Annotated in this window: 8 protein-coding genes and 1 tRNA gene; 7 read left to right on the forward strand and 2 right to left on the reverse strand. The window is 60.8% G+C overall.

From position 1 onward, the window contains the following. Nucleotides 1-437 precede the first annotated feature (437 nt). Nucleotides 438-3,386: a GH92 family glycosyl hydrolase gene (locus P3T40_RS09230; protein ID WP_429267388.1), complete on the forward strand. Its 2,949-nt coding sequence runs from the start codon at nucleotides 438-440 to the stop codon at nucleotides 3,384-3,386. A 222-nt stretch (nucleotides 3,387-3,608) separates the two neighbouring features. Here the strand turns inward: P3T40_RS09230 and P3T40_RS09235 are convergent, their stop codons facing one another. Next, nucleotides 3,609-4,073 carry a rhodanese-like domain-containing protein gene (locus P3T40_RS09235; protein WP_429267389.1) on the reverse strand — a complete coding sequence of 155 codons (465 nt, stop codon included), beginning with the start codon at nucleotides 4,071-4,073 and terminating at the stop codon, nucleotides 3,609-3,611. Nucleotides 4,074-4,518: 445 nt separating this feature from the next. Between P3T40_RS09235 and glnA the strand changes: the two genes are divergently transcribed. From glnA to P3T40_RS09255, 4 genes are all read left to right on the forward strand, one after another. Beyond that, nucleotides 4,519-5,934 carry a type I glutamate--ammonia ligase gene (glnA, locus tag P3T40_RS09240; protein ID WP_429267390.1) on the forward strand — a complete coding sequence of 472 codons (1,416 nt, stop codon included), beginning with the start codon at nucleotides 4,519-4,521 and terminating at the stop codon, nucleotides 5,932-5,934. 193 nt (nucleotides 5,935-6,127) lie between these two features. Further along, complete coding sequence (glnL, locus tag P3T40_RS09245) at nucleotides 6,128-7,270, forward strand: nitrogen regulation protein NR(II) (RefSeq protein WP_429267391.1); 1,143 nt, start codon at nucleotides 6,128-6,130, stop codon at nucleotides 7,268-7,270. Between the two features lie 45 nt (nucleotides 7,271-7,315). Beyond that, complete coding sequence (ntrC, locus tag P3T40_RS09250) at nucleotides 7,316-8,830, forward strand: nitrogen regulation protein NR(I) (protein ID WP_429267392.1); 1,515 nt, start codon at nucleotides 7,316-7,318, stop codon at nucleotides 8,828-8,830. Nucleotides 8,831-9,015: 185 nt separating this feature from the next. Continuing rightward, nucleotides 9,016-11,148, forward strand: a complete 2,133-nt coding sequence (locus P3T40_RS09255; RefSeq protein ID WP_429267393.1) for a prolyl oligopeptidase family serine peptidase — start codon at nucleotides 9,016-9,018, stop codon at nucleotides 11,146-11,148. Here P3T40_RS09255 and xth read toward each other — a convergent pair. Next, nucleotides 11,141-11,917: an exodeoxyribonuclease III gene (gene xth / locus P3T40_RS09260; RefSeq protein WP_429267394.1), complete on the reverse strand. Its 777-nt coding sequence runs from the start codon at nucleotides 11,915-11,917 to the stop codon at nucleotides 11,141-11,143. The genes P3T40_RS09255 and xth overlap by 8 nt on opposite strands. 293 nt (nucleotides 11,918-12,210) lie before the next feature. On the opposite strand from xth, the gene P3T40_RS09265 reads away from it, so the two are divergent. Beyond that, nucleotides 12,211-12,498 carry a hypothetical protein gene (locus P3T40_RS09265; protein WP_074299926.1) on the forward strand — a complete coding sequence of 96 codons (288 nt, stop codon included), beginning with the start codon at nucleotides 12,211-12,213 and terminating at the stop codon, nucleotides 12,496-12,498. Between the two features lie 69 nt (nucleotides 12,499-12,567). Further along, nucleotides 12,568-12,644 (forward strand) — tRNA-Met (locus P3T40_RS09270). Nucleotides 12,645-13,059 lie beyond the last annotated feature (415 nt).

Consider the following 13,059-nt stretch of genomic DNA (forward strand, 5'->3'; position numbering starts at 1 on the left):
GTACGCCGATTCGCCCATAGTTGTCGTGCGCGCGCTGCGGACACGGCAGACCGGCCGTCCCGGCATCCCGATGGCAAAGACTGCCCGGCACTGACCACGACCCATTGCCGCATTGCGGTAGCTGCGGGAATAGCACGTGACTCATGCGGATTTCTAAAAATTCCTCTCATTCACCGCATTGGTATCATTTCCGGAATTCATTAAATTAAATGCGTCTTGCATAGTCAGGTTGCGCCTGCAGTCCCATTTATCCAATCGAAGCGATTGCTTAATGGTTTTGAAAGGATATTAGCTTGTTTAGTAAATTCAAATAAACAGAAATGGGCAATGGATAATCAGTTGACGCCATTTGAACCCGTCGTATAGCATGGCCTCCAGTCATTGCCTCATTCTCAAAATGATGATTCGGATGACTAAACAATATTCAGGAGACAACCATGATAGCTTTACGCCGTCTTTCGGTCGCTCTGATCTTGATAGGTGCTTTGGCGGGTTGTGGAGGAGATAGTCCGGGCTCTGCTGGCGCTGGGAGTGCTGCAGTCGCGGCCAAACAGCTTGGCAGCACAGGTGAGGGTGGCGCGGGCGGCAGTTCTAGCGATTCAAGCTCAGCGGCCACGAATGACGCTGCACAAATCCCCGCAGCCGACCAGGCCTCCATGCGCTTGACCCAATACGTCAATCCGCTGATCGGCACGTTGGCCAGCAATTCTCCGAATCCGGTGCCCGCAGGGCAAGCCGGCAGTGTGGTGCCCGCAGCCGGCCTGCCGAACGGCATGGTGCAATGGGCGCCTGATACGAATACCACCACAGCGCCGTCGAACAGCGCGGAGCCCGGTTCGCCGGCCGGTTATTACTATGACATCGGTTCGATCCAGAGCTTCAGCCTGACGCATATGAGCGGCGCAGGTTGTTCCGGCAACGACGGGGAATTCCCTGTGATGCCGACGCTGGATGCCACTAAGCCGCTCGCGCAAACGTTTAACCACGCCAACGAGAAGGCGGTAGCGGGCGCCTATTCCGTGCTGCTCGACAACCAGATCAAGGTCGAGTTGACAGCGACCCTGCGCACCGGCTTCGGTCGCTTCACGTATCCGGATCAGCAACCGTCGACGCTCGTGCTCAATACGACCTATACCAATACGGAATCGGGCGTTGCCGGCGCGGTCACCCAGGTGGACGCCCAAACTGTTTCGGGCAGTACAACCGGCGGCCATTTTTGCGGCAATTCAACGAACGTACCGGTCTATTTTTATGCGCAGTTCAGCCAGCCATTCGCGTCAACATCTTCCATTAGTAATGGCGTTGCCGTGCTGAATTTCGGTAAAGGCAAGACGGTTCTCATGAAAATCGGTATTTCATACGTGAGTGTCGCCAATGCGAAAGCTAATCTTGAGAAGGAAAATCCGTCGTGGGATTTTTATGGTGTGAAGGCGGTGGCCGATGCGATATGGAATCAACGCCTCAATACCATTCAGGTGAGCAGCCGCGACACCACTGCGCTGACCAAGTTTTATACGGCGTTCTACCACGCGTCCTGGGCGCCGAGCGTATTCAGCGATGTGAATGGCCAATATATTGGCTTCGACCAGCAAGTCCATAAGGTCAGCGCAGGCCACGCTGCGCAGTACACCAGCTTTTCGGGCTGGGACATCTACCGTTCGCTGATTCCGCTCAAGGCCACGCTGTTTCCTCAGGAGACCAGCGACATGGCGCAGTCGCTCGTGAACGATGCGGACCAGTGCGGCGCGATTCCACATTGGGTCAATAACAACGTCGAAGACGGCGTAATGCCGGGTGATGCCGGGTCGTTGATTTTGGCGGGCGCATACGGATTCGGCGCACGCAACTTCGATACAACGGGCGCGTTGAACCATATGATCCAGATGGCCAACATTCCAGGTACCGCCTGCAATGGGGTGACGACGAACGGCGGCCGCGCCAGCTATCTGCAGTTCGGCTACATTACGAGCGGCGAATGGGGGCAGGCGTCGTCCACGCTGGAATATGCCAGCAGCGATTTCGCCATTTCGCAGTTTGCCGGCGAACTGGGCAACTCGACGATCCAGAAAATGCTGCGGAGCCGCTCGGCTTACTGGCAAAACGTGCTCAACACGTCGTTGACACCACCGATTAACGCCGGGCGCAATTCGGACGGCAGCTGGATCCCGGAAACGCAGAGCAGTACCGACAACTACGTGGAGGGCAACGCAGAGCAGTACACGTGGATGGTGCCGTTCAACCCTGCGGGACTGTTTGCTCAACTTGGCGACAATACGACTGTCGTGTCACGGCTGAACACGTTCTTCACGGTGTTAAACGCGGGGACGAGCCTGCCCAATTTCTATATGGGCAACGAACCGACCTTCGAGGTGCCCTGGTTGTACAACTGGGCTGGCTCGCCGTCCGGTACGCAGAACGTCGTACAGCAAATCATGGCCAGCGCCTTCGGCACAGGGCCGAACGGTTTGCCCGGCAATGACGACTTGGGGGCTGTGTCGGGATGGTATGTGTGGGGTGCGCTCGGCCTCTATCCGGAGATTCCTGGTGTCGGCGGCTTCGCAATCGGCAGTCCGCAGTTTTCGTCGATTACCGTTCACCTGGGGAACGGCAAGACGCTGCGAATCCGGGCACCCGGCGCACCCGACGCGAATTACGTGCAAAGCCTGAGCGTCAATGGCGCCGCCCACAGCAGTTCGTGGCTCGACGTCGACGCGCTGGCCGACGGAGCGACGCTGAACTTCGTGATGGGTTCGTCGCCTTCGGACTGGGGATCCAACGCTGCCGACGCGCCGCCGTCATATGGTGTGCCGGTCGCGCGGAACGTGGCGGATGCATTCAACAACCACGGCATCAGCACGGACGGCAGTACCGATACGGACGGCCTGGGCGCGGACTTCGACGGCTCGCTCTACAGCTACTCGTCGCAGGCATTGACGGCGGCCGGCGCGGGACCCGGCAAACCGTTCGTCTTCGATGGCGCCAGCTTTATCCTGTCCGGCGGCCCGCTCGATAACGCCGTTGCGGTTGGGCAGACTATCGCGATGCCGCCGGGTACGAGAGGCAATTCGCTGGTTCTGCTGGGTTCGGCCAACAACGGTCCTGGCTCGGGCGCCGCTCTCGTGACCTATGCTGACGGCACGACCACACCGTTCACGCTTGCCTTCGACGACTGGACCCTCAATGGAGGCAGTGCTGCGCCGGTGGATCCCATTGCGCTGACAACCACGTACCGCAATGCCGGCGATGGCACCAACAACGCCGTGAAGACTTATCTGTTTGCGCAGAAAGTGCCGCTCACGCCGGGCAAAGTGGTGGTGAGTGTGACCTTGCCAAGGCAGGTCAGCGCCGGCAAGTTGCACGTCTTCGGTATCGCCGCCGCGCTTTGAGTTCATCGGGCGCCTCTCGGGCGGCGCCCGATGATTAAAGCGATCGAAGCGGTGACATCCACCGCTTGAGCGGGCGCGAGGCCGCATCATCGCAGTGTCACATGCCGCGCCGACGATAGAGTCAATGTGTCGTTGGCGCGTGCTGCTTCAAGCGTGCTGCTTCAGGCGCGCTCTAGTCGGTTCTCCATACGGGCGCGGCTTTTACCAGGCTTTAATCAGGCCTCATGCGCCGATCCATGGCAAACCGCGGAAACACCAGCCCGAGACCGTCTTCCGATGCCCCTGGCCGTCCTTGTCGCCTTCAAAACCTTCCAGCAGGTCGAACGCCTTGGTGAAGCCGGCCTGCGTCGCAGCAATGGCGGCGAGCTTCGAGCGCGCGGCGCTGCGGCACAGAAACAGCACGGGCGTGTCGGTGCTGGCGTTCTGGCCCAGTTGCTGCAGGAATTCCTGATTTGGCACGGCACCCGGATAGCGGGTCCACTCGACATGAGCGTACTGGCCGTCGCCGATTACCGGCCGGCCGACCCAATCGAGTTCCGCACGCGTGCGTACGTCGACGAGGCGGGTGCGTGGATCGAGTTGAAGGAGCTCGAATGCCTCGGCCGGCGACAACGCGCCGGCGTAGGGCAACTGGTTGTCGAGGCGGCGCTTCTCGGCCTGGGCATACAACTGTTCGAGCGTACTCATGACAGCAAATCTCCTTCGGACCAAAAGATGATTCTAGCGCGGCGGGTCCTTCATGGGTGCTGCACAGGCCACGGCGCCGAGCAGGCCAACCAGCAGGTCGAATGCCCCAAGCGGGTGCAAAATACATCGACTGCCCCAAAACTGGGATTTCGCCCGATGCGCATTTCGGGATTGCCCTATGATGGTGCTGACGTCTCGGGAAAGAGGGTTCGTTCACGCTTGTCGGGGTGCGGCGATTCCCCGCAAATGCGCGTGGCGGTAGGCCTTTGCGCCGGCTTGGCGCACACATGGCACAGAAGGTGCTTATGTGGTGCCGATCGATTCGGTCACCGGCTTTCGGCGCCTGCGGCAATATTGCAGAAATGCGAGGTAGACGTGCCGGGACGGGTCAGCTAGATTTGGGCGGCGGCTAAATCCGCCGAATTCGTTAATCAGGAGATAGGTTATGAGTAAATCCGTGGCCGACGTCATGCAAATCGTCAAGGACGAGGACGTCAAGTTTGTCGACTTCCGTTTCACCGACACGCGCGGCAAAGAGCAACACGTTTCGGTGCCGGTGTCGGCATTCGACGAAGACAAGTTCGAGAGCGGCCATGCGTTTGACGGTTCATCGATTGCCGGCTGGAAGGGCATCGAAGCGTCTGACATGCTGCTCGTACCGGATGCTGGCACAGCCTTCATCGACCCGTTCTATGAAGAGTCGACCCTCGTTCTGACTTGCGACGTGGTCGAGCCGTCTGACGGCAAGGGCTACGAGCGCGACCCGCGTTCGCTGGCAAAGCGCGCCGAAGCCTATCTGAAGAGCACGGGCCTTGGCGACACGGCTTTCTTCGGTCCGGAACCTGAATTCTTCATTTTCGACTCGGTCCAGTGGAACACGGACATGTCGGGCTGCTTCGTGAAGATCGGTTCGGAAGAAGCACCCTGGTCGTCGGGCAAGGAATTCGAAGGCGGCAACACGGGTCACCGTCCGGGCACGAAGGGCGGCTACTTCCCGGTCGCGCCGGTCGATTCGTTCCAGGACATTCGCTCGGAAATGTGTTTGCTGCTCGAACAGATCGGCATTCCGGTCGAAGTGCACCACCACGAAGTCGGGGGCATGGGCCAGAACGAAATCGGCACCAAGTTTTCGACGCTCGTGCAGCGCGCTGACTGGACGCAGCAACTGAAGTACATCGTCCATAACGTCGCGCACACGTACGGTAAGACGGCGACGTTCATGCCGAAGCCGGTGGTCGGCGACAACGGTTCGGGCATGCACGTTCACCAGTCGATCTGGAAGGACGGCCAGAACCTGTTCGCAGGCAACGGGTATGCCGGCCTGTCGGAATTCGCGCTGTACTACATCGGCGGCATCATCAAGCACGCCCGCGCGCTGAACGGCATCACGAACCCGACGACGAACTCGTACAAGCGTCTCGTGCCGCACTTCGAAGCACCGGTCAAGCTCGCTTACTCGGCGCGTAACCGTTCGGCATCGATCCGTATTCCGCACGTGAGCAACCCGAAGGGCCGCCGTATCGAAACGCGCTTCCCAGATCCGATGGCTAACCCGTACCTGTGCTTCTCGGCACTGATGATGGCAGGTCTGGACGGTGTGCAGAACAAGATCCATCCGGGCGAAGCCGCTGACAAGAACCTGTACGACCTGCCGCCGGAAGAGGATGCAAAGATCCCGACCGTGTGTGCTGGCCTCGACCAGGCGCTGGAAGCGCTGCACACCGACCGCGAGTTCCTGACGCGTGGCGGAGTGTTCACGGATGCGATGATCGACGCTTACCTGGAACTGAAGGAAGCGGAACTGCAACGCGTGCGTATGACCACGCACCCGGTCGAGTTCGAACTGTACTACTCGCTGTAAGCGGCGATAGCGCTTCGCCGCGCAAGTGGCGAAGCGCGCGCCCGACGCTCGTGACTGATCGAATGCGGGTCACAAAGGGACGGCGGCGCCGTCCCTTTTTTGTTGAGCACGAGGCAACGTTTGCGCTGCGGTTCACGAGACCAACGTGCGCGTCGTCTGTCGTATCACCATCTCTCATCGGCCAGACTGCAAGATGGTTCTGAAGAATCTGATCAAAGCAAGAAAAGGGCATGCCGAGCCGCTGTCGGAAAACGCACAGTTGGTGGATTCCGGTTTGCTGACGGGGTTCGAGGCTTTGCCGACGGTCGTGCTCGTGCTCGACAAGCGCACGCTGCGCGTCGCGTTTGCGAATCCTTCCGCGGAGGCGATGCTCGATCTCTCGCGCCGGCAACTGACACAGATGGCGTGGCCGGACATCTTCGCGAATTCAGACGAACTGATCGCGACGGTCGCCTCGATTGCCGAACACCGTTTCCATGCGACGCACCTTGATGCCGTGCTGGAGCGTCAGGGCCACGAGCCGCTGCATGTGCATGCGATCGTGGGTTACCTGGAAGGTGCGCCGGATTATGTCCTGCTCGAACTGTTCGAAAACGAGCGCCACCTGCGCACCGACCGCGAAGAGCGTATCAACGATCTGACCGCGGTCAACAAGCAACTGATCCGCAATCTCGCGCACGAAATCAAGAATCCGCTCGGCGGCATTCGCGGCGCGGCGCAACTGCTGGAGTTCGAACTGGGCGTACGTGAGCGCGACGAGTTGCGCGAGTACACCCAGGTCATCATCAAGGAGTCGGACCGGCTGCAGACGCTGGTCGACCGGCTGCTCGAACCGCATCGTCATCCGCATATCGTGGGCGACGTGAATATTCACGAAGTGTGCGAACGCGTGCGGGCCGTGATTCTCGCGGAGTTTCCGCGCGGCCTCACCATCGAACGCGACTACGACGTGAGCGTGCCCGATCTGCGCGGCGACAAGGAACAACTGATTCAGGCAGTGCTCAATATCGTTCGTAATGCAGCGGAAGCGCTGCGCGAACGGATTTCGCAGGGTGACGCACGCATTGAATTGCGTACGCGCGTGGCGCGCAAGATCACCATTGCGAAACGTTTATGTAAGCTGGCATTGGACTTGCATATCATCGACAACGGACCAGGCATTCCAGAAGACATCCGTGACCGCATTTTTTATCCGCTCGTTTCGGGGCGCGACGATGGAAGCGGTCTGGGTCTCACGCTCGCGCAGACTTTCGTGCAGCAGCACGATGGTTTGATCGAAGTGGAAAGCCGTCCGGGTCACACCGAGTTTCAGATTTTGCTGCCGCTCGACTGCTAATACCACATGCGTCAAAAGCGCACCTAAAGACTTCTGACCGACCATATGAAGCCGATCTGGATAGTAGACGACGATCAATCGATACGCTGGGTGCTCGAAAAGGCACTCGCCCGTGAGAACTTCGCGACACGCAGCTTCGCGAACGTGCGCGACGCGGCAGCCGCGCTCGATCACGACAGCCCACAGGTGCTGGTGTCCGACATTCGCATGCCCGGCGGTTCGGGCCTCGAATTGCTGCAGACGGTGCGCGACAAGGTGCCGGGCTTGCCCGTCATCATCATGACCGCGTTCTCGGATCTCGACAGTGCCGTTGCTGCATTTCAGGGCGGCGCCTTCGAATATCTCGCCAAGCCATTCGATGTCGACAAGGCGGTCGAACTGATTCGCCGCGCGGTCGACGAAAGCATGCGTGGCGAGCAGACGTGGGACGAGCGCGTCGCCGATGCACCGGAAATGCTCGGCCAGGCGCCGGCGATGCAGGACATGTTTCGGGCCATCGGCCGCCTGTCCCATTCTGCAGCAACCGTGCTCATTACCGGCGAATCAGGCACCGGTAAGGAACTTGTGGCGCGCGCCTTGCACCGACATAGCCCACGCGCGAACGGTCCGTTCATCGCACTGAACACCGCGGCGATTCCGAAGGATCTGCTGGAGTCCGAACTATTCGGCCACGAACGTGGTGCCTTCACCGGCGCACAGGCGATGCGTCAAGGGCGCTTCGAACAGGCCGAGAATGGCACGCTGTTTCTCGACGAAATCGGCGATATGCCGTTCGATCTGCAAACGCGGTTGCTTCGCGTGCTGTCCGATGGGCAGTTTTATCGGGTCGGCGGGCACAATCCGCTGCGTGCGAATGTGCGGGTGATTGCCGCTACGCACCAGAATCTCGAATCGCGCGTGCGTCAGGGCCTGTTCCGTGAGGACTTGTATCACCGCCTGAATGTGATCCGGCTGCGCTTGCCGGCGTTGCGCGAACGCAGTGAAGACATTCCTTTGCTGACGCGCCATTTTCTGCAGAAGAGCGCGCGTGATCTGGGCGTCGAGCCGAAGCGGGTGTCCGAGGAAGCGCTGGCTTATCTCGCGTCGCTGCCGTTTCAGGGCAACGTGCGGCAGCTCGAGAATCTCGCCAACTGGCTGACCGTGATGGCGCCGGCGCAGACCATCGAGATCAAGGATCTGCCGCCCGATCTGGTGCCGGCGCAGGCAGGCTCGGTTGAGATCGCGGCAGGCGGTGGGTTGGCGGGGGATTCGGGCAGCGGTGTAGCGGGTCAGTCGGCCGCGAACGGCGCTGCAGTATCGTCGCATTTGCCGGTGATACCGGGCATGACGGTCGCTGCGACCGTCAGTGCCTGGGAAAGCGGACTGCGCACCGAAGTCGCACGGATGTTGCGCGAGAACGCGCCCGATGTGATGGACGAACTCGCCCGGCGCTTTGAGGCTGCGGTGATTCGCGAGGCGCTCGATTTCACCCGCGGCCGCAAGGTGGAGGCTGCCGAGCGGCTGGGCATTGGCCGCAATACGATCACGCGCAAGATCCAGGAGCTCAACCTCGAGCCTTGATGCGGGCCTGAGCAATGGGCCGGCGCTGCGACGCAGCGTCGGCCCGGTCCTGCCTCTTGGGCAAGTTATTCCGTGTGGCGCCCAGGGTCCCGACGCATGCAGCCTGACCACGCGGTCACACCGCTTCGCGAGCGCCAGGCTGATCACAAGGCATAATCGTCGTTGTTCAGTTACGACGGCCTACCATGCCTGCTTCCGCTTCAACTTCGAGTTCGTCTTCCGGGCCTCACTGGCCGCAATCTCCCGATCCTTATCAGTCGCTCGAGTTGCTCGACGACCCGGCCGCCATGGCCTGGGTCGAGCAGCAGAATGCCCGCACGCGCGCAGCATGGTGCAGCGGTGCACGCTTCCATACCCTCACACAACGTCTCGCCGAGGCCTATCTGCCGCGTGAACGGCCCGTGATTCCCGATCGCTGGCAAGACTGGGCCTACGACCTGTGGCAGGACGAGCGCAATCCCAAAGGCATCTGGCGACGCACGTCATGGGCGAGCTGGCGCAACGGCAAACCGGTCTGGCAGAACCTGCTCGACTTCGATGCGCTCGGGCAAGCAGAGGGCACGCCGTGGGTTTGCGTCGAACTCGACATTCTCTATCCGGACGGCGATCGCGCGCTTGTGACGTTGTCGCCCGGAGGATCGGACGCGGTGGTGGTACGGGAATTCGACGTCGACGCGCAACGCTTCCTGAGCGATGGCTTTAGCGTCCCCAAGGCGGGCAAGCATGCGGTGTCGTGGATCGATCGCGATACGGTCTACGTCGGTTGGGACAAAGGCGGCAAGACGCTGACGCGCTCGGGCTATCCGCGTGAAGTGCGGCGCTGGACGCGCGGCACTGCGCTCGCCGATGCGCCGGTCGTGTTTCGTGGAGATTTCGACGACATTAGCGTCGATGCGAACTACGACCCGATCGATCTGCGCCATACCGTGGTGCGCAGCGTCGATTTTTTCGACTCTGAAACGTACTACCTGGACGCCGACGGCGCGTGGCAGCGCTATGACGTGCCCGAGCATGTGGCGGTGGGCGGCTGGGAAGGGTGGCTGATGCTCGAGCCGCGTCTCGACTGGTCATGCGGGGACGCGCTCTATCCGGGCGGCGCACTGCTGGCGATCCGGGAGCGCGAGTTTCTGGCCGGCGAGCGCCGGTTCGTCTCGCTCTTCACACCGAACGCGCAGACCTCGGCATGCGATTGGACCCACACGCGCCACCATCTGATCGTCTCGTATCTCGACGATGTGCAGAGTAAGACGGTGCTTTGGCAGCCGCAGCAGTCTGAGAGTGGCGAATGGCACTGGTCGTCGCGTGAGTTTCCGGCCCGCGCGAGCTCGCAGGTCGACGTCTCGCCGATCGAGCCGACGCTCAACGATGAGGTGTTTGTCGACGTCGACGATTACCTGCTGCCGCCCGAGTACTGGCTCGCCGATCTCACGCAGGACAATCTGGCCGAATGGGAATTGCTCGACCGCTGGCCGACCCAGTTCGACGCCACGCCTTACGCGGTGAAGCGGGACCATGCGCGCTCCGCTGACGGCACGAGCGTGCCGTACACGGTGATCGGTCCGCGTTCGTTGCTTGAAGCCGCCCAGCAAACGGGGCAGGCAGAAGGCGCACGTCCGTGTCTGCTGACTGGCTACGGCGGCTTCGCGATTCCGCTCACGCCGAGCTACCTGACCGGCCCCGGGATTGGCTGGCTCGCACAGGGCGGCGTGTTTGTAGTCGCGCATATCCGTGGCGGCGGCGAATTCGGCACCGAGTGGCATCTCGCGGCACAAGGCGAAAACCGGCAGCGTTCCTTCGACGATTTCATCGCGGTCGCGCAGGCGCTCATCGACGACGGTGTGACCACGGCCGCGCAGCTGGGCATCAAGGGCGGCAGCAACGGCGGCCTGCTGGTTGCCGCGTGCATGGTACAGCGTCCCGATCTGTTTGGCGCGGTGGTGTGCGAGGTGCCGCTGCTCGATATGAGCCGCTATCACCTGCTGCATGCGGGTGCTTCATGGATCGACGAGTACGGCGACCCGGACGAGCCGGATGAGGCGCGCGTGCTCGCGGCTTACTCACCGTACCATCAGGTGCGTGCCGGGGTGGCGTATCCGCCGGTGCTGTTCACGACTTCGACGAGCGACGATCGCGTCCATCCCGGACACGCGCGCAAGATGGTGGCGCGCATGCAGGCGTTGGGGGCGGAGCGTGTCTGGTATCGGGAGAATACCGACGGCGGCCATGGTGGCGGCTCCGATGAACTGGAGCAGGCCGTTCATGACGCGATGGAGTATGAGTTCCTGTGGGACTGTCTGAGCGGTCCGGTGTCTAGCTAATCTGCGCGACCACGGGTGCGTGGTCCGATGGCTGTTCCCATTTGCGCGGTACCTTGTCGATCTCGCACGAGGTGCAGGCCTTGGCAAGCGGCTCGGACAAAAGGATGTGGTCGATACGCAGGCCCGCGTTGCGGCGAAACGCCATCATCCGGTAATCCCACCACGAGAACACTTTTTCCGGGTGATCGAACATGCGGAACGCGTCGGTAAGCCCCAGGCCGATGAGGCGGATGAATTCGGCACGCTCTTCGGGCGAAACCAGGTTCTGTCCTTCCCACGCTTTCGGATCGTGGACATCGCGATCTTCCGGTGCGATGTTGTAATCGCCGACCAGCGCGAGCTTGGGGTACTGCTTGAGTTCGCCCACCAGCCAATCGTGCAGCGCTTCAAGCCAGCGCAGCTTGTAGGCGAACTTGTCGGTGCCCGGCGCCTGGCCGTTGGGGAAGTAGGCGGAGATCACGCGCACGCCCTCGATCGTCGCGGCAATCACGCGTTGCTGCGGATCCTCGAAGCCAGGGATATTGCGCACGATAGTGCTTTCGTCGACGCTTATCCCATCGCGCACCAGAATACCCACACCGTTATAGGTCTTCTGGCCGGCGAACCAGCTCCGGTAGCCCTTCTCCTCGAGCTCGGCGCGCGGGAATTTGTCGTCGGTCAGTTTGAGTTCCTGCAGGCCGAGGACGTCGGTCTGACTCGTTTCGAGCCAGTCGATTACATGCTGCTGGCGGACTTTGAGTGAATTGACGTTCCAGGTGGCGATTTTCATCGGCATTTCTCTTTTGGTGTCGGATGCTGGGCGAGTTCCTGTGCTGCGGGCGGTCCATGTGGAGCACGCCTACGCGGGATGTTGCCCGAATATTACCGCGATCCGGTTGTACCATTAGGCCCTGCGCCAGGCTAGTCGTGTGCTGCACTGCGATGCCGGGTGCTGACACAGCAGGAACGGGAAGCAGGAAAACGCAGCCGTCCGCCACCCCGCCACGCACCGCAAAATAAATCGCCGGCGCTCTCATTGCACGGCGTATAGTGGGTTCAATACTCACGTATCGGGGAATTGCCATGGCTGAACTCTATCCGGCTATCTATAAGGACTTCGAAGTGCATCCGCTGGTGTTCTCGCGGGAGTTCGACAAGTTCGACGGTCACAAGCGGCACGCCGAAGGCTATGACGTGGCCGTGCGCGTCTGCCGCCCGGGTGCGATTAGCGGCTCGAAGGCAAGCCGCGTGTTTCGACTCGTGCGGCCCGCCACCTTCTCCGATTTCGGCATCGCCAAGCGTAGTGCTAGCCAATACGGCGCAGACATCATCGACGGCAAGGTTGAAGGCGCCTCGGTTGCCGATTTGTGAGCCCGAAAAAATAATCTGCATGTTTGTTTGACGATCTGCCGACATCTCTATACAATCCGTTTTCTCTGACGCGGGGTGGAGCAGTCTGGCAGCTCGTCGGGCTCATAACCCGAAGGTCATAGGTTCAAATCCTATCCCCGCAACCAAGCATATGGAAAGCCCGCTGGCAGTCGCCACGCGGGCTTTTTCATTTGCGGTCAGCCAACCGGTATTCGGGCATTGCGGCGCACTCTAAAACTACTACGTTATCCTGAAGGATTGGATTCTAATCTGCCCAATGTCACAGCCATCGTGGCGACAGTACGCATGGATGGCGACTGTGGCCACCATGACCCCACCAGCGTTAGCTTCTGAAAGGAACCGAAGGTAGTATTCGGCGCTTGAGGGTGCGGAAAACGTACACGACCCGCGACGCAACTTTCTTTCGAGGACGTTGAAATGGATACATACATTCTGTTGGGCGGTGGTTTCGGCCTGGCGCTGGCCATTGCAATCTGGGGCATCTGGAAGCTCAGATAAGGCCTCGCGCAAACCAGCGAGTGAGCGAGACAATCCCGCCGC

It is taken from the genome of Paraburkholderia sp. EB58, from assembly GCF_050436665.1.
In the GTDB taxonomy this organism is placed as follows: Bacteria; Pseudomonadota; Gammaproteobacteria; order Burkholderiales; family Burkholderiaceae; genus Paraburkholderia.